This window comes from Amycolatopsis sp. (genome assembly GCF_036008905.1).
GTDB lineage: Bacteria > Actinomycetota > Actinomycetes > Mycobacteriales > Pseudonocardiaceae > Amycolatopsis.
The window spans coordinates 21,005-40,514 of record NZ_DASYMU010000014.1; the positions used below are offsets into that span (position 1 = coordinate 21,005).

Below are 19,510 nucleotides of genomic sequence, written 5' to 3' on the forward strand. Positions count from 1 at the left end.
AGATTGGGAGATGCCTGAGCTGTTCGCTTCGCCGGACGTCAGCGTCGTCGCAGACGGCCCGGACGGCAGTGTGGTGCTGACCGCGCGTGCCGAACTCGGAGACTATCCGGTCAGTGTCGTCCACGCGTTACGACACTGGGCCGACGTCGATCCCGGGCATCCCCTGATCGCCCGTCGCGTCGAGGGCGAGTGGGAGACGCGCAGCTACGGCGAAGTCGTCTCAGCGGCGAACGCGGTAGGACAGGCGATGCTCGATCGCGGACTCGGTCCCGAACGGCCGTTGCTGATCCTGTCCGGTAATTCGCTCGAGCATTTCGTGGTGAGTTTCGGCGCGCTGACCGCGGGCGTGCCGGTGATCCCGGTCAGCGTGGCGTATTCGCTGCAGAGCAAGGACCACGCCCGCGTCAAGGAAATAGCGCTGCTCACCGAACCCGGCGCGGTGTTCGCGGACGACGCGGCCAAGTTCGCGCCCGCGTTGCGCGCGCTGGGCGGTATCCCGGCGATCGTGTCGGTGCCATCGTCCGAAGTGGACGGTGAAGAACTCGGCACGTTGTTGCGCACCGAACCGGGCAAGGAGCTGGACCGCGCTTTTCGGGCGCTCACCCCGGATTCGATCGCGAAGATCCTGTTCACCTCCGGGTCCACCGGCGCCCCGAAAGGCGTGCTGAACACCCATCGCATGCTGAGCTCCAACCAGCAGTCGATCCGCCGGGCGTGGCCGTTCCTCGGCCGGAGCCGCCCGGTGCTGGTCGATTGGCTGCCGTGGAGCCACACCTTCGGCGGCAATCACAACGTCAACCTGGTGGTGACCAACGGCGGAACGCTGTACGTCGACGACGGGCGGCCGAGTCCGGACCTGATCGGCACCACCATCGCCAATCTCGCCGAAGTCCGGCCGACCGTCTACTTCAACGTCCCGGCCGGCTGGGCGCAGCTCGTGCCCGCGCTGGAAAACGATCGCGAGTTCGCCGCGCGGTTCTTTGCACGCCTGGACCTGATGTTCAACGCCGCCGCCGCGCTGCCCGCCACCTTGCGGACCCGGCTCGAAACACTGGCGGCGGAGGTGACCGGCAGGCGGATCCCGGTCACCGGATCCTGGGGCGCCACCGAAACCGCGCCCGCGGTGACGAGCGCGCACTACGACTTCGCCGACGCCCGGTGCCTCGGCGTTCCCTTGCCCGGCGCCGAAGTGAAGCTGGTGCCGGATCAGGACGCCTACGAGATCCGCGTCCGCGGGCCGATGGTGACACCCGGCTACCTCGGCCGCCAAGACCTGACCGACGCCGCTTTCGACGAGGACGGCTTCTACCGCACGGGTGACGCCGTCGCGTTCGCCGATCCCGAAGACCTCAACGCCGGGCTGGTGTTCCGCGGGCGGATCGCGGAGGACTTCAAGCTCAGCACGGGGACCTTCGTCCGTGTCGGCGCCGTGCGGACGACGTTGCTTTCAGCCGCGCGAGTGCTGGCGGACGTCGTTGTCGTCGGCGAGGACCGGGCGCAGGTCTGCGCGCTGGCTTGGCTCAACCAGGCCGAAACCGTGACGTTGCTGGGCGAAGAACCGGCGGGCACCGGCGACCTCGTGGCGCACACGGCGTTGGCCGCGCACCTCGCCGGGATACTCGCCGAGCTCAACCGGAGCGCCGGGTCGGCGTCACGGATCGAGCGTTTGCTTGTGCTCGCCCGGAAACCGGACCTCGACGCCGGTGAGATCACCGACAAGGGCTACGTCAACCAGCGCAAGGTGCTGGCGAACCGGGAGCATCTCGTCGAGCTGCTGTACGCCGACCCGCTGCCGCCCGAAGTCGTGACGGCGTCATAAGAACAGGCAGAACGGGTGCCCCGCGGGATCCAGGTAGACACGCACGTCGTCCTGCGGCTGGAACTCCGCGAGCACCGCGCCCGCCTCGATGGCGTGCGCTCCCGCGACGTCGAGGTCGTCGACGTGGAAGTCGAGATGGATCATCATCTGCTGATCGCCTGAACCGGCGGGCCAGGTCGGCCGGACGTACGTCGTTTCGGTCTGAAACGACAATCCGGGGCCGTCGCCGGGCGGCATGATCTTCACCCAGTCCGGCTCGTCCTGCGTCACCTTCCAGCCGAGAAGCCGTTGGTAGAAGGCAGCCAGCTCGCGGGGATCGGGCGAGTCGAGCACGATGCCCGACAGTTTCAGGGACGGGGTCACTGGGCCTCCTCGGTCGGGGCTGAGGACAAGACCTAGACCCTAACGCCGGTCAGAGCGGCTCGCGCGCCGCGCCGGTGATCGTCGTGAGCTACCGTCCGGCGAACGGCGGAGGGACAACGGCGTGGATGCCCGGCAGCGGGATCTCGGGCATCAGCTGTTGGGACCAGGAACATATCGATGCCTTGTGCGCCAAGGTGGTCCTCGATCCGAAACGGTTCGACGTCATCGTCGCGTCCACTCTCTTCGGGGACATCTTGAGTGACGTCGCCGCGGCCGTCGCGGGCAGTATCGGCATCGCGCCGGCGGCGAACATCAACCCGGAACGCGAGTTCCCGTCCATGTTCGAACCGGTCCACGGCTCCGCACCCGACATCGCCGGGCGGGGCATCGCGAACCCGCTCGGCGCGATCTGGACCGCCGCCATGATGCTCGGCCACCTCGGGTTTCCCGAGGCCGCCGCCGACGTCGAACAGGCGATCGCCGCCGTACTGGCGAAGACTGAGGTGCGTACGCCCGACCTCGGCGGCACCGCGCGCACCGAGGACTTCACCAAAGCCGTCCTGGAGGCACTGCGATGAGCGTCCCGCTGCCGAGCGGTTTCCGCTATCGGACTATCGACGCCGACGGCGTTCGCATCAACTGTGCCGTCGGCGGGGATGGCCCGCCGTTGCTCCTGCTGCACGGCTATCCGCAGACCCACCTGATCTGGCACCGGGTCGCGCCGGAACTGGCGTCCGAGTTCACCGTGGTCGTCGCCGATTTGCGCGGTTACGGCGACAGCGACAAACCAGACACCGGGTACTCGAAGCGGCTGATGGCGCGGGACCAGCTGCTTGTCATGCGGGCGCTCGGGTTCGAGCGGTTCGCCGTCGCCGGGCACGACCGCGGCGGCCGTGTCGCGCACCGGCTGGCACTGGACAGCCCGGAGGCGGTGACGGCGCTGGCCGTGCTCGACATCGTGCCGACGCGGTTCGCGTTCGAGCACGCGGACAAGGCCTTCGGGCTGGGCTTCTCCGATCCGGCCGCGATCCGGGCTTCGTGCGAGGACTACCGCGCGGCGGCGTCGATCGATCTCGAGCACGACGCCGTGGACGCCGGCCGGAAACTCACCTGCCCCACGCTGGTGCTTTGGGGCGAGCACAGTTTCGTCGGCACCAACTACGACGTCCTCGCCGCGTGGCGCGAGTACGCCGCCGAGCCGGTCGGTGAAGCCCTTCCCTGCGATCACTATCTGCCCGAGGAGCAACCCGGCTCGACGGCTTCGGCGATGCGAAGGTTCTTCGGCGGGCCGATTTCCCGGTGATCGGTGTCACTTTTCTCGCGTGAAGAAGTCTTCCAGGGAAAGCAACAGTGCGCACTCGGGCACGAAGTGTTCCGAATCCCCGGTATCTGGCGGGGAATACGCTGGTCGGCGCCTGAACTCGTGTTTTGCCTCCAAATGGCCTCTGTCATGCTTCGGGGGTGATGTGGCAAGGCGGGCGCCGATGGTCGTCCAGTTGGGTAGTGGGTACCGCGGTCCTGGCTGTTGGCGCGGTCGTTTTCGGCGTCGTGGGCTACGGATTCCTGACCGGCGGGCACACCGTCACGTCGGCGGCTGTCTACGTCGACATCGCGCAGGCCCCCGCGGTTCCGGTGCCGCCCCCGGTGCTCCCGGGCGCGTCGACAGGCACGTGGCGGGCCGAATGCGGCCGCAACGAGCGCGGTGTCCGGAACTCGGACAACGTTGTCGCCAGCCCCGGCCAGCCCGGGCAGGCGCATCACGTCCACGACTACGTCGGAAACGTGTCCACCAACGCGTTCTCCACCGACCAGACCCTCGCCGCGGCGGAGACCACCTGCCAGGACGACGATCGGTCCACGTACTACTGGCCGGTCCTGCGGGTGCCCGACGACAACGGGGACGTCATCGCGCCCCACGACATCGCCGACGGCAACCACGGCCGGATCCTGACGCCCGACGCCGTGCTGCTGGAGTTCCGCGGCAGCCCGGTCGGGAACGTCATCAGCATGCCGAGGTTCATGCGGGCGAGCACCGGCAACGCGAAGGGGTTCTCCAGTGGTGGCGTCAACACCGAGCGTGTGCAATGGAGCTGCTCCGGCAGCCGCGAGAAGGTGGTCAACACCTATCCGCGCTGCGCCGACGGCCAGCAGGTCGTCCGGATCTTCGACTTCCCGAGCTGCTGGAACGGGCTGACCACCGACAGCGCCAGCCACCGCACCCACGTCGTCTTCCCGAACGCGCTGGGCGCCTGCCCGGCCGGGATGTTCCCGGTGCCGCAGCTGCACATGGAACTCAGCTATTCGGCACCGTCCGATGTGGACTACACCATCGACACCTTCCCCGAAGAGCGGCACAGCGCCCTCGCGGACCACGGTGACTTCATCAACGTCATGCCGGAAACCCTGATGTCGACCGTCGTCGGCTGTCTCAATACCGGCAGGGCCTGCTGAGCACTAGCTCACGCGTCGGACGCTCCAGCGGAAACCGCCGGTGCAGACGACCGCACCGGCGGAATTGCTGACGTCGACAGTGGTCTTCAGGCTGATCTTGTCCGTCTCGCCGTCGAGCAGCGAGCGCACGGTCGTGATATCAGCTTCGCGAAGGTTGCAGCGCGCGACCAACCGGCCCCGGGCCGGTGCGAGGAACTGGAGCTCCGCGGCGGCGCCGAGCGGGATGACGCCGTCGAACTCCTTCTCGGTGCGTGCCGTCGCGATGATCGCGGCGAGGCCGGCGGCGTCGAGCAGCGCGATCAAGCCGCTGGAGTGGAGCGAGCCGATGACGTTCGCCAGCTGCGGCGGGGCGTCGAGGGCGACCTCGGCCTCCCCGTTCTTGGCACGCGTGACCTGAAGGCCGAAAGACTTGTTGGCGGGGATGGGCTCGAGCAGTCGCCGGGCCAACTCGGTGAGATCCACCCTTGTTGTTATAGGCCGCGTCGCTGTCTTCCCGGGAAACTGGGAAGGAACACTCAGGCCAGGCTGTCTTGCCGGATCAGCCAGGCCAGCGTGACCACGGTCCCTTCCGGTCCGCAGGTGATCTCGGCGTAGTCGGTCAGGGTGTGGATCAACGGCAAGCCCCGGCCGTGCAGGCCCAGGGGGTCAGGTGCCGGTGCGTGCCACTGGCCGTGGTCGGTGATGGTGACTTCGACGCGCTCGGTGCCGACCTTGGCCCGCAGGTCGAACGCGCCTTCGCCGTCGGGGTACGCGTGGGTGACGACGTTCGCGAGCGCTTCGTAACTGGCCAGAGTGAGCGCTTCGACCTGTTCGACATCCAGGCCGGCCTGGGCGGCCCAACGGGACAAGGAGTGGCGGAGTGCGATCAAGCCGTGCGCGTCAGCCGGAACATCGCGATAGCGCAGGTCGACTGTCCGGAGCTGCGGAGAGGGATCGTCACCTCGTTCGAGGTGCATACGCGGTACTGCCTCCCACCATCGCCGTCTGGGGAATCCGCTGACGGTGTACCCGCTACGCGACCGAGTCAATCGCGGTTTGAGGGACAAGTGGCCAGGGAACATTTCCGAGGAGGGTTCGAACACCACGAACGGAGCAGTGCATGGCTATCGCGACGGTCAATCCGGCTACCGGCGAGCAGGTGCGCTCCTTCGACGCGCTCACCGACGCCGAGGTGGACGCCAAACTGTCGAAAGCGGCCGAAGCGTTTCGCGAATATCGTAAAACCTCCTACGCCGAACGTGCCCGCTTGCTGCGTCGCGCCGCGGACATCCTCGACGACGAAGCCGAGGACCTCGCGCGGCTCGCGACGCTCGAAATGGGCAAGACCCTCGCCTCCGCGGTCGCCGAAGTGCACAAATCCGCGACAGGCTGCCGGTGGTACGCCGACCACGGCGAGGAGATGCTCGCCGACGAGCCGTGGCCGGTGAAGAGCGGGACGGCGTATACCCACTAAGAACCGCTCGGCCCGGTGCTGGCCGTGATGCCGTGGAACTTCCCGTACTGGCAGGTCTTCCGGTTCGCCGCGCCGGCGTTGCTGGCCGGGAACGTGGGCCTGCTCAAGCACGCCTCCAACGTTCCGCAGGTCGCGCTCGCCATCGAAGACGTGCTGAGCCGCGCCGGGTTCGCGGACGGCGTGTTCCAGACGTTGCTGATCGCGTCCTCCGCTGTCGAAGGCATCGTCGGCGACGACCGCGTGCGCGCGGTGACCCTGACCGGTAGCGAACCGGCCGGACGCAAGGTCGGCGAAGCGGCCGGGCGCAACATCAAGACGAGCGTGCTGGAACTCGGTGGCAGCGACGTGTTCATCGTGATGCCCAGCGCCGATCTCGACGCCGCCGTCGACGGCGCGGTGACCTCCAGGACGCTCAACAACGGCCAATCGTGCGTCAACGCCAAGCGATTCGTGGTGCACGAAGACATCGCCGACGAATTCACCCGGCGGTTCGTCGAGCGCCTGGCCGGGTTGAAGGTCGGCGACCCGATGGACTCCGACACCGAGATGGGCCCGTTGTCCTCGCAAGATGCCCTCGAAACCCTGGACAAGCAGGTCCACGACACCGTGGCGGCCGGCGCGACCCTCCTGACCGGCGGGAAACCGCTCGGCGGCCCCGGCAACTTCTACCCGCCGACGGTCGTCACGGACATCCCGGACGGCTCGCCGGGACACCACGAGGAGTTCTTCGGCCCGGTCGCGCTGCTGTGGCGGGTTCGCGACGCGGACGAGGCGATCCGGATCGCCAACGACTCGCCGTTCGGTTTGGGGGGCAGCGCCTGGACCACGGACCCGGCCGAACAGCAGCGGTTCGTCCACGAGGTCGAGACCGGGATGATCTACGTCAACAAGTTCACCGAGTCGACCCCCGAGGTGCCGTTCGGCGGGGTCAAGAACTCCGGCTACGGCCGGGAACTCGCGTCGTTCGGCCCGCGTTCGTTCGTCAACGCCAAGACCGTCTGGATCGCTTGACCCCTAAGGGGAAAGATCAGTACTGAGCCCGATGCGGCTTTCGAGGCGGTCCGGCAAGCTTGGTCTTACCGAAAGAATCCCAGGAGGGAAACCATGAAGACCGCAACGCTCGCCCGCCCGCGTCACGGCCGCAAGATCGGCGGGGTCTGCGCCGCGATCGCCCACCGATTCGGCATGAAGCCCAACACGGTCCGTCTGCTGGCGGTGCTTTCCTGCATCCTGCCCGGGCCGCAGTTCATTCTCTATCTGGTGCTGTGGGTGGCGCTGCCGGAAGAGCGCTGAGCCGGGCGGCCCGGGCGTGAAGATAGCGCTGCTTGGGCAGGCTCGTCGTCCGCTCGGCCGCCGCGAGGTAAGCCTCCCGCGCGACTGTGTCTTTTCCGTCCAGCTCCAGCAGATGCGCGCGGACCGCGTACAAGCGATGGTCCTCCGCGATCCGTTCGTCGGCCTCGAGCTCACCGAGCAGTTCGAGGCCGGCCAGCGGCCCCTCGGCCATCGCCACCGCGACGGCGTGATTCAGTGACACGATCGGGTTGTCGGAGAGGTTCAGGAGAAGCCCGTACAGAGCGACGATCTGCGGCCAGTCGGTCTCCGCGGCGGTAGGGGCTTCGTCGTGGACAGCCGCTATCGCCGCCTGAAGCTGGTACGGCCCGACAGGCCCCTTGGGCAGCGCGTCCGTGATGAGCGCGACGCCCTCCTCGATGTCGGCGGCGTTCCACCGGCTCCGGTCCTGGTCGGCCATCGGAACCAACTCGCCGTTCGTGTCCGTCCGCGCCGCCCTGCGCGCGTCGGTCAGCAGCATGAGGGCGAGCAACCCCGCCACCTCACTGTCGTCAGGGAGCAACGTGTGCACGATGCGCCCCAGCCGAATCGCCTCCGCCGACAGCTCTACGCGATGCAGACTCGGCCCTGACGTCGTGGCATACCCCTCGTTGAACACCAGGTAGATCACGTGCAGCACCGCCCCGAGCCGCTTGCTTTGCTCAGGCGGCATTCGGAACGGAATCCCGCTGGCCTTGATGCTCTGCTTGGCGCGGGTGATGCGCCGGGTCATCGTCGCCTCCGGCACCAAAAACGCCCGGGCGATCTCCGCCGTGCTCAACCCGCCGACCGCCCGCAACGTCAGCGCGATCTGCGAAGCGGGCGACAACGCCGGATGGCAGCACAGGAATAGCAGCACCAACGTGTCGTCGGCGTCTTCGGTCGGGCCAGTCTGCTCGGGAAGCGCCCGGACCGCGTCCTCACGACGTCGACGAGCTTGCTCACCGCGCAGCAGATCGGTCAACCTGCGCGAAGCGACCGTGATCAGCCACCCACGCGGACTCTCCGGAAGGCCCTCAGCGGGCCACTGCGTCGCCGCCGCCAGCAACGCCTCCTGCACCGCGTCCTCCGCGGTGTCGAAGTTCCCGAACCGCCGGACCACCGCGCCGAGCACCCGCGGCGCCAACCGGCGCAGCAGGCCCTCGACCTCGGTGTCAGACATCCAGTTCGTGCCGGGACTCGACGATCGGCCGCACGTCCGCGTACGCACTGCCCGCGATGAAGTCCGGCGCCGGACACTTCGCCAGGCGCCCCGCGATCTCCGTCGCCCGGTCGAAGCTCTCGCACTCCACGATCCAGTACCCAGCGAGCACCTCCTCGGTCTCGGCATACGGCCCGTCCGTAACCACCGAAACCCCGTGCTTCGACCCCAGGCGCCGCGTATGCACCGGCGCCGTCAACCCCCGCGTCTCCACCAATTCCCCGGACGCCTCGAGCTCGGCGTTGAAGGCCTCCATGAACGCCCCCATCGCCGCGAAGTCCTCCGGCGCCCAGGCCGGCTTGTCCGTCGGCTTCCCTGCCATGCCGTCGTAGTCCTGCTGGGAGGCGTAGCTCAAGATCATGTACTTCATGGGGTTCTCCTCTCGGCTGGCACCTTCGTAGTGCCTTTCACCCGAGACGTCGAGGCCACTCACCCGGTCCGGACATCGTGTGGCCGACTTTTTCGGAAACCGCGGTCAGACCGACTCGTCAGCTCGGCCGGTATTCGGAAATGTGTCCGCGCGTTCATTCTCAGTTTGTCAGTGGATCTCCATTCTGGCGTTAATGGGCCAATTCGCCACAGCCTAAAGAGGTTCTCGGATAATTCTTCATCTATGGATCGGACCTGTGCATCCCGCGTGGCCATCACGGCCTGGACTGACCAGCCGGTCTCGGCGCTGCGAGCAGCGTCCACCTCTTGGCGACGGGATGTGGGGTCCAGCTGTGTCTGGAGTCACATCGATGTGAAGGGCGGTACGAGTGCCTGAATGTCAGTGCTCGGGCTCGGCGAGCGAGACGATCGGCGTGGAGGTTCACCGAAGATCTGGACCCGTAGTGGAGCGCTCACGCTTGGCATTTGGATCGGAGGGTGGACTGTCCACAAAGTCTGCATTGGCGCGTGCGGCTTCGTATGCATAGCGTGCTTCGTTACGCCAGTCGGTCTATCGAAGGCGACTCGAACGAGGTTCGGAAATCTCTTGCCGGTGGCGTGTTCTCAGCTCGGCAGGATTGCCCCGATATCAGTCCGGCGGCGTCAAAACCCCTGGTCAACCATGTGACCAGGGGTGTGGGTGCCCCCAGCAGGACTCGAACCTGCGACCTAGAGATTAGAAGGCTCTTGCTCTATCCAGCTGAGCTATGAGGGCGTGGCGCCGGCTACTGCTGCTGGGCAACCAGCAGCAGTTTACTGACCGCCACTCTCTCGATCGTTCGATACCGGCGAATCGTTTCAGGTTCGCTCACATGGTGACTGAATCGAGTCCGTGGGCGGGCCGGCAGGGGCACTGCCGGCCCGCCCACGGGTGGGGTCGCCTCGGGGCGCGACCCCTGGGTTCGTCCCCGTCTCCCAGGAGTGGACGGTGGGCGAACCCGGCCAGTGGTGGCGGTCAGTCCCAGATCTGGATGCCGCGCGCGACGAAGGGGGCTTGGGGTACGAAGGTGCCGCCGCCCGGGTAGGTGGTGAAGTCGCCTTCGGTGGAGCAGTCCCGGCCTTGGTAAACGGTGATCATGCGGTCTGTCCTATTGGCGAAAGAAAGGCCGTCGAAGTCTTCCGGCAAGGGGATGCAGTCTCCCGGATTCGCCGTTCGCAGGTCGATCCGCTCGACTCTGTCGTTGTAGAACTCGCCGTCCCAGGCGCAGAATTCCCCTTTCAGGCAGGCGAACTCCGGCGGGTGCGGGGCCGGGTTCAGCGTTGCTGCCTGGGCGAATCCGGCGCCGCCGAGGAGGCTGACGGTGGCGAGCAGGAGGATCTGCGGCAGGCGCGAGCGAAGGTTCAGAATGCGTCGTGACATGGTTCTTCTCCCCTTATGAATTGTGGTGTGGAGTTCCACTGCATTTGACAATGCCGTCTCGTGATCGATTTGTCAGCCCGTATTTCTACTTCTGTGGATAAGTAGTTTTGGATCGCTCGAAAGGGGCGATTTGTCCACAGATAGCTGGACGGTCTTGCCTCTCCGGCAGGTGGCTGCTAAGGAAGATCGGTGGACTTTCTGAAGCGCTTCAGTCATCCTGAAGGCACAGGTGAAGGGAGTCTGGGGTGGATCGGGAGCGGGTGGCGGTCTTCGTCGTGTTCGCGCTGAACGGGGCGGTGCTGGGGTCGTGGGCACCGCGGGTGCCGGCCTTGACGGCGCAGGTCCAGGCCGCGCCGGGGGCGTTCGGGCTGGCCTTGCTGGGCGGCAGTGTCGGGATGGTGCTGGCGGCGGCGGTCTCGGGGCGGCTGCTCGAGTGGGTGGGGAGCCGGGCGCTGATCGTGATCGCCTCGGTCGCCGCGTTCGTCATCCTGCCGTTGCTGGGCGTCGCCGGGTCCGTGCTGTGGCTGGGGATCACGCTGGTCGGGCTGGGTGCGGCCATCGGAATGGTGGACGTCGCGATGAACATGGCGGCGGTGCTCGTCGAGCGTCGCGTGGGCAAGCCGATCATGCCGGTCTTCCATGCCGGGTTCAGTTTTGGCGCGCTTGCGGGGTCCGTTGGGGCGGGTGTTGCCGCAGGTCATGGGCTTTCGCCGCTGAGACATCTGGCGCTTGCCGGAGTTGTCGGCGTGGTGGTGCTGGTGGCGTTCACCCGGTGGTTGCCGGGCGGGGGAGCGCCGGTTCGGTCGTCGGAGGCGGCGCCGGCGGGGGGAGCGGTGCCGGTGCGGCGGGTGGTGTTGTGGCTGCTGGCGGGGGTCGCGATGTGTTCGGCGATCGCGGAGGGAGCGAGTTCGGACTGGTCGGCGCTGTTCATGGTCACCGAGCACGGGCTCAGCGAAGGGGCCGCGGCGCTGGCGTTCTCCGGGTTCGCGCTGGCGATGGCGTTGGCGCGCCTCGGTGGGGCGTGGTTGCAGCAGCGGTTCGGCGCGACGCGGACGCTGGTCGGCGGGGCTGCTGTCGCGGCTGTCGCGTTGTGGACGGCTGCGTTGGTGCCGTCGCCGATCGCCGGGTACATCGGGTTCGCGTTGGGCGGAGCCGGGTTGGCCGCGGCCTTTCCCATCGCGCTCAGTTTGGCTGGTGAGGCGGGTAAACGGGCCGACGATAGTGGCGGCGAGCGCGAGATCGCTTTCGTCGCGGGGGTCGCTTACAGCGGGTTCCTCGCGGGGCCGCCCGCCATCGGGGCGATCGCGCAGGTCACGTCGTTGTCAGTCTCGTTCATCGCTGTCGGGCTCGTCAGCGCGCTGATCGCCGCTGCTGCCATTGGGGCTCGGCGGGCTCGTGACCGGGAACGTGTGCCCGCGCATTGCCCCACACCGTCACCCACCACCCTCAACTGAGACGCTTCGCGCCACTGATTTGCCTTGGGTTTCCCCGTCCGGCGAATCGCGCCACTGGCGAAAGGGCTGGTCGAGCGTCCATTCGCCGTCTACCTGCTCCACGATGCGGTATTCGCAGGTCTCCATATTGGACAGTGACTCGAACAGGTCGACGCTCCAGCCGAACATCCGGCGGCACAGCAGGCGCAATGTCAGCCCGTGCGAGACGATCACCACAGTGTGAGGGTGGTCGCGGCGGCGGTGTTTGAGGTCACTGAGGAACCCGGCCACGCGGTCGTCGACGTCGGCGCCGGACTCGCCGAACGGCAGCCGGTAGAAGAAATGCCCGAAGTCGTGCCGTCGCCGCTTCTGGATTTCCTGGTCCAGCGGGTCCTGCAGATTGCCCCAGTCCTGCTCCCGCAGCCGCGGCTCGGGCACGACCCGCTCCGACATCGAACCGAGGTCGAGCAGCTTCAGAGTTTCCCTGGTCCGCAGGTAGGGACTCACATAGACGGCCACCTGTTCGCCGTTGAGGAGTTCCTTGAGCCCCGCCCCCGCCGCACGGGCCTGCTCGCGACCGGTGTCGGTCAGTGGCAGCGCGTGGTCGGGGATCCGGGTGTAGGCCAGTTCGTCCACATTGCCGAGTGACTCGGCGTGACGCAGCAGGATGATCCGCACACGATCCATCTTGCCCGCCGATCCCGCGTACCGAAGCCGCCGGGCTCGGCCTACCCTCGTCGAGTGGATTCAGACCCTGCGGTGACGCCCACGGAAACCCCGCTCCGGCGTGTCAGCCTGCTTCCGTTGCTGTCGGTGGGGGTCGTGCTCGCCGCGCTGGTGGCCGTCGGCTTGATCGTGATCGCCGGCGGCAGCGGCTACGTGATTCCCGGACTCGTCGACCCAGGTCTGCTCACGCGCTATGGGATCGTCGTGGTCCGCGTGCTCGCCGAGGCGGCGTCCGTGGTCTGCGTGGGCTCGTTGCTGCTCGCGGCCTTCCTGGTTCCGCCACAGAAATCCGGCACGCTCGGGGCCGAGGGGTACGCCGCTTTGCGGACAGCGGGCACCGCCGCGTGGGTCTGGTTCGTCGCCGCCGCGGCGTCCGTGGTGTTCACCGCGGCCGATGGCGCTGGCCGTCCGGTGTCGGAACTGATGTCACCGAGGGTGCTCATCGACCTCGTCGACGCGATCGAGCAGCCGAAGGCGTGGGTCTTCACCGCGTTGATCGCGCTCCTGCTCGCCCTCGGCTGCCGGCTGGCGCTGACCTGGGGCTGGACGGCGACGCTGTTCTTGCTTTCGGTCGGCGGGCTGATCCCGGTCGCGGTGACCGGTCACTCGGCCAGCGGCGGCTCGCACGACATGGCCACCAACAGTCTTCTGTTCCATTTGGTCGCGGCTTCGCTGTGGGTCGGTGGGCTGGTCGCGCTGCTCGCTCTCGGCTGGCGTCGAGGCAGTCATCTGACTCTCGCGGCGACGCGGTTCTCCCGGCTCGCACTGGTCTGCTGGATCGTCATGGCGATCTCGGGCACGGTCAACGCGCTGGTCCGGATTTCGATCGCCGACCTGTTCACCACCGACTACGGCCTACTGGTCGTCGCGAAGATCGTCGCGTTGCTGCTGCTCGGGGTTTTCGGTAACCAGCAACGCCAGCGCGGCGTTCGTGCGCTGACCGACGGTGGCGGGGGAGGGCAACTCGTCAAGCTCGCCGCGGTCGAGGTGCTGATCATGTTCGTCACCATCGGCATCGCGACGGCGCTGGCCCGCACCCCGCCACCGCAGGAGGTGTTCCAGCAGCCGTCCAACACCGAACTCCTCATCGGTTACGACCTTTCCGGGCCGCCGACGGTGGCGAGACTGCTGTTCGACTGGCGTTTCGACCTCATCTACGGCACCGCGGCGATCGTGCTGGCCGCGTTGTACATCGCCGGGGTGCGCAGGCTGCGCAAGCGCGGTGACGCCTGGCCGGTGGGCCGTACGGTGGCGTGGCTGAGCGGCTGTTTCGTCCTGCTGATGGCGACTTCTTCGGGTATCGGCCGGTATTCGCCGGCGATGTTCAGCGTCCACATGGGCAGCCACATGCTGTTGTCGATGGTCGCGCCGGTGCTGTTCGTCCTTGGCGGGCCGGTGACGCTGGCGTTGCGCGCGCTGCCGACGTCGGGCAAGGACGGCCCGCCGGGACCTCGTGAGTGGCTGGTCGCGTTCGTGCATTCGCCGGTGTCGAGGGCGTTGACCCATCCGCTGGTCGCGCTCGCCCTGTTTGTCGGTTCCTTCTACGGCCTCTACTTCTCCGGGCTTTTCGACTCCGCTTTGAAGTACCACTGGGCGCATCTCGCGATGAACGCCCACTTCCTGCTCGTCGGCTACGTCTTCTACTGGCCTGTTATCGGCGTCGACCCGGCACCGCGGCGGATCCCGCATCTGGGCCGCCTCGGCATGATGTTCGGCGCGATGCCGTTCCACGCCTTCTTCGGTGTGATCCTGATGAGCATGCAGACAGTCATCGGCGAGACGTTCTACCGCGGGCTGAAACTGCCTTGGGCTAGTGACCTGCTGACCGACCAGCGGCTCGGCGGCGGGATCGCGTGGGCGTCCGGCGAGGTTCCCGTGCTGCTCGTGCTCATCGCGTTGCTGGTGCAGTGGGCCAGGACCGACGAGCGCGAGGCCAAGAGATCCGATCGTCGCGAAGACGCCACCGGTGGCGAGGATTTGGCCGCCTACAACGCGATGCTCAAGCAGATGTCCGGGCAGGGCGAGAAACGCGAGTAGGGGCCTAGCACAGGGGACTGACAGATTCGGGCTTCCGGGCGCGAATCGGGCCGAGTTGTGCACAGGGGTCCGGGTTGTCCACAGATTTCGGAGGGGCGCTTCCCTGGCGGCTTTCACGCGGCAAGCTGGTTTCACGGACGTCACGGGCAGCGGGCCCGGGATGAGGCGGAACCGGCGAGTGAAAGGCAAAGTCATGGCGGTAGGGGAAACCACGGTCACCATGGTCGGCACGGTGGCCAGCGACCTGATCCGGCGCACCACGAAGGGGCATGACGTCGTCAGCTTCTGGCTCAGGAGCACGGAGCGGCGGCGGGACAAGGAAACCGGGACCTGGGTCGACGGGCGGCAGTTGTCGGTCAGGGTGACGTGCTGGCGCAAGCTCGCCGAGTCGGTGCTCACCTCACTCGGCAAGGGCGACCCGGTCATCGTGACCGGCCGGATGTACACCGGTGAAGACGAAACCGGCGAACCTCGGTCTATACCTGAGCTTGAGGCCTCGGCGGCGGGACCGAATCTGAACCTGTGCACGGCGACGCTGAGACGCACGCGGAAGGCCCGGGCGGTGGAGCGCCCGGAGTTCCTGGCCTGGCGGCCGATGCCGCGCCCGGTACCGAGGCCACCGGCGAATTCGCCTGTCAGCGCGGCGGAAACCCGGTCGGCGGCGTGAGCTCGCGGTGACGCGCCGCCCCGTTATCAGGGACGCCCGGCGGTCCCGGTGGGCTAACGGTGGGTGTGGCTGTGGTGACCGCCGTTAGGCCGCCGGTGAGCTCGCTCTACGATCGCTCGTATGGCCGAGTACATCTACACCATGAAAAAGGTGCGCAAGACCGTCGGGGACAAGGTCATCCTCGACGACGTCAGCACCGCGTTCTACCCCGGCGCCAAGATTGGCGTGGTAGGCCCGAACGGTGCGGGTAAGTCCACCGTTCTCAAGATCATGGCGGGGTTGGAGCAGGCCAGCAACGGCGAGGCGTTCATCCAGCCCGGCGCGTCGGTCGGCATCCTCATGCAGGAGCCGATCCTCAACGAGGAAAAGACGGTACGCGGCAACGTCGAGGAGGGCCTTGGCGAGATCAAGGTCAAGCTCGACCGGTTCAACGAGATCGCCGAGCTCATGGCCACGGACTACAGCGACGAGCTCATGGAAGAGATGGGCAAGCTGCAGGAGGACCTCGACCACGGCGACGCGTGGGAGATCGACTCCTTGCTCGAACAGGCCATGGACGCGCTCCGATGCCCGCCTCCCGAGGAAGGGGTGACCCACCTTTCCGGTGGTGAGCGCCGCCGGGTGGCGCTGTGCAAGCTGCTGCTGTCGTCGCCCGACCTGCTGCTGCTCGATGAGCCCACCAACCATTTGGACGCGGAGAGCGTGCTCTGGCTGGAGCAGTTCCTCGCCACCTACCCCGGCGCAGTCCTCGCCGTGACGCACGACAGGTACTTCCTGGACAACGTGGCCGAGTGGATCATGGAACTCGACCGCGGCCGGGTCGTCGGGTACGAGGGCAACTACTCGACCTACCTGGAAAAGAAGCAGGAACGGCTCGCGGTCCAGGGCAAGAAGGACCAGAAGCTGGCGAAGCGGCTCAAGACCGAGCTCGAATGGGTCCGGTCGAACGCCAAGGCACGGCAGACGAAGTCCCGGTCGCGGTTGGACCGGTACGAGGAGATGGCGGCCGAGGCGGACAAGTTCCGCAAGCTCGACTTCGACGAGATCCAGATTCCGCCGGGCCCGCGGCTCGGCAGTGTCGTCGTCGAGGTGGACAAGCTGCGCAAGGGCTTCGACGACAGGGTCCTCATCGACGGCCTGTCGTTCGACCTGCCGCGTAACGGCATCGTCGGTGTGATCGGCCCGAACGGTGTCGGTAAGACGACGCTGTTCAAGACGATCGTCGGCCTCGAAGAGGCGGACGACGGCCGCGTCCGGATCGGCGAGACGGTCAAACTGTCCTATGTGGACCAGAACCGCGCCGGGCTGGACCCGAAGAAGACGGTATGGGAGGTGGTTTCGGACAAGCTCGACTACATCCACGTCGGGCAGGTCGAGATGCCTTCCCGGGCGTACATCAGCGCCTTCGGCTTCAAGGGTCCGGACCAGCAGAAGCCCGCGGGCGTCCTCTCCGGTGGCGAGCGGAACCGGCTCAACCTGGCGATGACGCTGAAGCAGGGTGGAAACCTGATCCTGCTCGACGAACCGACGAACGACCTGGACGTCGAGACCCTCGGCTCGCTGGAGAACGCGCTCGAACAGTTCCCCGGCTGCGCCGTGGTCATCTCGCACGACCGGTGGTTCCTCGACCGCGTGGCGACCCACATCCTGGCGTGGGAAGGCACCGACGACAACCCGGCGGCGTGGTACTGGTTCGAGGGCAACTTCGAGGGGTACGAGAAGAACAAGATCGACCGGCTCGGCGCCGACGCGGCGCGCCCGCACCGGGTGACCCACCGCAAGCTGACGCGAGACTAGGGACTTTCCCCCCGCGGCCTGCGTGTTCCTGCGACGATGTTCAGTGACGACGACATGGAGAAAACTGTGGTAGGTCTGAGCACCGCTGAGCGAGCACGCCTTAGACGACACTGAGCGGAGTCCCCTCGTGGTAGCCAGCAGCAACTATTACCCACCGAGCTCGCCCGCCGGATACCCGGCGGGCGCGCACGGTGCTGCTGTTGCCCCGGGGGCGCTCGACGCGGTGCGCCAGCTCGTCGACCAGGCCGAGGCGTTGTACCTGCGCGCGCCGGAACTCGCTCTCGTATTGGGGGAGCGGGCCGCCGCGCTCGCCGAGTCGGCCGGTTCGGACGAGCTGTGGATCCACGCGGAGAGCCTGGTCGTTTCGGCCAAGGTGCGCCTCGGGGATCGGCCCGGCACGGTCGGCCGTGCGGTGGCGGCGTTGCGTGCCGCGGAAGACGCGGGTTACACGGCCATCGCGGCCCGGCTGCGGATCGATCTCGTGGTGTGCGCGCGCAGTGTCGGGGCGCCGCTCAACGCCCTTGCCGCGTTGCGCCCGGTACTCGCGAACACGGAACTCGCCGGGGCACAGCGCGCGGAAGCCTTGTGCCATCTCGTCGGCTGCATGGCCCAGTTCGGCCGCAAGGCGGAACTGGACAGGGTGCTCGTCGAGGCGGACAGGCTCTGTTCGTCGGACGACAGCATGGACGCGGACGCGTTGCTGCTTCAGCGAGCGCTGCTACGGGTCGGGACTTCGGCGCATCGCCGTCGCCACGGCGACCTCACGGCCGCCGCCGACGCGGCCCGGTCGGGGATCGCCTTTCTCGACAGGATGCAGAATCCGGAAGACGACGGCGGTCTCGTCCGGATCCGGCTGATCCTCCAGCTGGCGTGCACGTTGCTCGATCGCGGTGACACCGAGATGGCGATGGAGATCAGCCAGCCGCTGCTCGCCGCGCCGTCGAGGGCGGCCGGCGTCGGGCCCGCGGGGTGGCTTCGGCTCGCCATCGCTACCCGGGTGCATCTGCCCGCCGGTTCGGGTGAAGCAGCGACCATGCTGCTACGCGAGGCGGTGTACAGCACCGATCAACACGGGCTGAACGCGTTGACGGCGAAACTGTGGCTGGAACTCGCCCAACTGGAAGAACGCCTTGGCAGGCCGAGTGAGGCCATCGAGTGCTTGCATCGGTCTCGGGCCGCCGAGCACCTGCACGGCCGGGTCCGCCGCCAGGCGTTCAGCCTGCTTTCGGGTGAGTTCGGCTCGGGGCAGCAGGCTCCGGTCGACCTCGACGAGGTGCTTGCCGCGAACACCAAGCGGGTGGCTCCGACGCTGGTCCGGCCGGTCGAACGACCGACCGAACGGCGAGCGGATCGACGCGCGGCACAAGCAGCCGAGCGCCCGGCGGAGCGTCCGGTGGAAAAGCCGGCCGAACCCAAGATCGAACCCAAGGTCGAACGCGCAGTGGAAGCGCCGGTCGAGCGTCCCGTCGAACGACAGGCCGAGCGTCCGGCCGAACGACTGGTGGAGCGCCCCGCCCCGGAAATCTCCGCGCTGCCCGAGCTGCAGCTGGCGCCGGCACCCGCCGCCGAACCGGCTCCGCGGGTCACCATCGCGCGTGACCCCGAGCCACCTCGGCCACCCGAACCCACGGAGTCGAGTGCGCAGCGCTGGGACACCGGCGAAGCGGCTCGGCGCGAGCGTCAGCGCAACATCACCGGCCGGACCACCCGGCACGATTCCGACCACGGCTCGGTAGCGGCCCGTTCGGTGCTCGACAGGCTGGGCATCTCCTCCGGTGGAGGCGGTGGCCGCCGCCGCGCGACCGACGAAAACGCACCGGGCGAACCCCCGAAGAGCGAAACCCCGAAGCCCGAACCCATGAAACCGGAACCCGTGCAGCGTGAGCCGGAGCCGCCCGTGGCCGAGTCGTGGGCGCCCGCACCGGCCCCCGAGCCGGCTCCGGAACCGCCACCCGCGCCGGCGGTACGGGAAGAGCGGCCGGCCAAGGCCGAGCGGCTGACCGACGACGAGTACCGCGATCAGGTGGCCGATCCCTGGCTGCCGCGGCTGAAGATGCCGCCGTCCCTCGAACCATTGGAAGAGCAGGCCTCGGCCTGGGCGCCTTTGGAGAACTACAGCGACAGCAAAGCCGATTTCGGCTCGCCCTTCTCCGACAGCAGCTATGCCCGGGCGATCGCCGAGGACGAGCCCGCGCCCGACGCGGGACTCGCCGAATTGCTCGCGCGGGCACTCGCCGAGCACCAGGCCGGAACGGCCAGCGCGGCCGCGTTGGTCAAGCGGCTGGGTTCGAAGAGTGACGAACCGGCCGGCAGTCATCCGGTCAACGGGCATCGCCGTTCGGGCGCGATGGGCCCGGACAGCGGCCGTCACCGAACTGGCGAGTAGCTGAATCCATCACGAAAACCCTTTTGTACTAAACCTTTCTTAAGTCCTGGGGCATTCGC

At 67.6% G+C, this 19,510-nt stretch carries 16 protein-coding genes, 1 tRNA gene and 2 pseudogenes; 11 read left to right on the forward strand and 8 right to left on the reverse strand.

Features of this window, described 5'->3' with window-relative positions; genetic code table 11:
* The first annotated feature begins 10 nt into the window (after positions 1–10).
* Positions 11–1,819 (forward strand): feruloyl-CoA synthase, encoded by a 1,809-nt coding sequence (locus VGP60_RS02440; protein WP_327546162.1) that lies wholly within the window; start codon positions 11–13, stop codon positions 1,817–1,819.
* On the opposite strand, the gene VGP60_RS02445 is transcribed toward VGP60_RS02440, so the two are convergent.
* Positions 1,814–2,182 (reverse strand): VOC family protein, encoded by a 369-nt coding sequence (locus VGP60_RS02445; protein WP_327546163.1) that lies wholly within the window; start codon positions 2,180–2,182, stop codon positions 1,814–1,816. The genes VGP60_RS02440 and VGP60_RS02445 overlap by 6 nt on opposite strands.
* 161 nt (positions 2,183–2,343) lie before the next feature.
* On the opposite strand from VGP60_RS02445, the pseudogene VGP60_RS02450 reads away from it, so the two are divergent.
* From VGP60_RS02450 to VGP60_RS02460, 3 genes and pseudogenes are all read left to right on the forward strand, one after another.
* Positions 2,344–2,760 (forward strand): annotated as a pseudogene (locus tag VGP60_RS02450) (isocitrate/isopropylmalate family dehydrogenase); the annotation flags it as partial.
* Positions 2,757–3,485 (forward strand): alpha/beta hydrolase, encoded by a 729-nt coding sequence (locus VGP60_RS02455; protein WP_327546164.1) that lies wholly within the window; start codon positions 2,757–2,759, stop codon positions 3,483–3,485. The pseudogene VGP60_RS02450 and the gene VGP60_RS02455, both read left to right, overlap by 4 nt.
* Before the next feature lie 200 nt (positions 3,486–3,685).
* Complete coding sequence (locus tag VGP60_RS02460) at positions 3,686–4,633, forward strand: DUF1996 domain-containing protein (protein ID WP_327546165.1); 948 nt, start codon at positions 3,686–3,688, stop codon at positions 4,631–4,633.
* 3 nt (positions 4,634–4,636) lie between these two features.
* On the opposite strand, the gene VGP60_RS02465 is transcribed toward VGP60_RS02460, so the two are convergent.
* Positions 4,637–5,095, reverse strand: coding sequence for a DUF4442 domain-containing protein (locus VGP60_RS02465; protein ID WP_327546166.1), 459 nt, complete (start codon positions 5,093–5,095; stop codon positions 4,637–4,639).
* A gap of 53 nt (positions 5,096–5,148) precedes the next feature.
* Positions 5,149–5,589, reverse strand: coding sequence for an ATP-binding protein (locus VGP60_RS02470; RefSeq protein ID WP_327546167.1), 441 nt, complete (start codon positions 5,587–5,589; stop codon positions 5,149–5,151).
* Between the two features lie 143 nt (positions 5,590–5,732).
* On the opposite strand from VGP60_RS02470, the pseudogene VGP60_RS02475 reads away from it, so the two are divergent.
* Positions 5,733–7,097, forward strand: a pseudogene (locus VGP60_RS02475) (NAD-dependent succinate-semialdehyde dehydrogenase).
* A 93-nt stretch (positions 7,098–7,190) separates the two neighbouring features.
* A complete protein-coding gene (locus tag VGP60_RS02480; protein WP_327546168.1) occupies positions 7,191–7,379 on the forward strand; it encodes a PspC domain-containing protein in 189 nt (62 codons plus the stop codon).
* On the opposite strand, the gene VGP60_RS02485 is transcribed toward VGP60_RS02480, so the two are convergent.
* From VGP60_RS02485 to VGP60_RS02500, 4 genes are all read right to left on the reverse strand, one after another.
* Positions 7,333–8,577 (reverse strand): RNA polymerase sigma factor, encoded by a 1,245-nt coding sequence (locus VGP60_RS02485; RefSeq protein WP_327546169.1) that lies wholly within the window; start codon positions 8,575–8,577, stop codon positions 7,333–7,335. The two genes, VGP60_RS02480 and VGP60_RS02485, sit on opposite strands and share 47 nt — an antisense overlap.
* On the reverse strand, positions 8,570–8,986 hold the full coding sequence (locus VGP60_RS02490) for a YciI family protein (RefSeq protein ID WP_327546170.1): 417 nt from the start codon (positions 8,984–8,986) through the stop codon (positions 8,570–8,572). Before VGP60_RS02490 ends, VGP60_RS02485 begins: the two co-directional genes overlap by 8 nt.
* 700 nt (positions 8,987–9,686) lie before the next feature.
* Positions 9,687–9,760: transfer RNA gene (locus VGP60_RS02495), tRNA-Arg, on the reverse strand.
* 240 nt (positions 9,761–10,000) lie between these two features.
* On the reverse strand, positions 10,001–10,405 hold the full coding sequence (locus tag VGP60_RS02500; protein ID WP_327546171.1) for a peptidase inhibitor family I36 protein: 405 nt from the start codon (positions 10,403–10,405) through the stop codon (positions 10,001–10,003).
* A 245-nt stretch (positions 10,406–10,650) separates the two neighbouring features.
* Between VGP60_RS02500 and VGP60_RS02505 the strand changes: the two genes are divergently transcribed.
* Positions 10,651–11,859: an MFS transporter gene (locus VGP60_RS02505; protein WP_327546172.1), complete on the forward strand. Its 1,209-nt coding sequence runs from the start codon at positions 10,651–10,653 to the stop codon at positions 11,857–11,859.
* Here VGP60_RS02505 and VGP60_RS02510 read toward each other — a convergent pair.
* Entirely contained in the window at positions 11,839–12,516 is a 678-nt protein-coding gene (locus VGP60_RS02510; protein WP_327546173.1) for a histidine phosphatase family protein, read from the reverse strand. The genes VGP60_RS02505 and VGP60_RS02510 overlap by 21 nt on opposite strands.
* 63 nt (positions 12,517–12,579) lie before the next feature.
* Between VGP60_RS02510 and VGP60_RS02515 the strand changes: the two genes are divergently transcribed.
* From VGP60_RS02515 to VGP60_RS02530, 4 genes are all read left to right on the forward strand, one after another.
* Positions 12,580–14,601: a bifunctional copper resistance protein CopD/cytochrome c oxidase assembly protein gene (locus tag VGP60_RS02515; protein WP_327546174.1), complete on the forward strand. Its 2,022-nt coding sequence runs from the start codon at positions 12,580–12,582 to the stop codon at positions 14,599–14,601.
* A 193-nt stretch (positions 14,602–14,794) separates the two neighbouring features.
* Positions 14,795–15,268 carry a single-stranded DNA-binding protein gene (locus VGP60_RS02520; protein ID WP_327546175.1) on the forward strand — a complete coding sequence of 158 codons (474 nt, stop codon included), beginning with the start codon at positions 14,795–14,797 and terminating at the stop codon, positions 15,266–15,268.
* A 120-nt stretch (positions 15,269–15,388) separates the two neighbouring features.
* Positions 15,389–17,065, forward strand: coding sequence for an energy-dependent translational throttle protein EttA (gene ettA, locus VGP60_RS02525; RefSeq protein WP_327546176.1), 1,677 nt, complete (start codon positions 15,389–15,391; stop codon positions 17,063–17,065).
* A 127-nt stretch (positions 17,066–17,192) separates the two neighbouring features.
* A complete protein-coding gene (locus VGP60_RS02530; protein ID WP_327546177.1) occupies positions 17,193–19,451 on the forward strand; it encodes a hypothetical protein in 2,259 nt (752 codons plus the stop codon).
* Positions 19,452–19,510 lie beyond the last annotated feature (59 nt).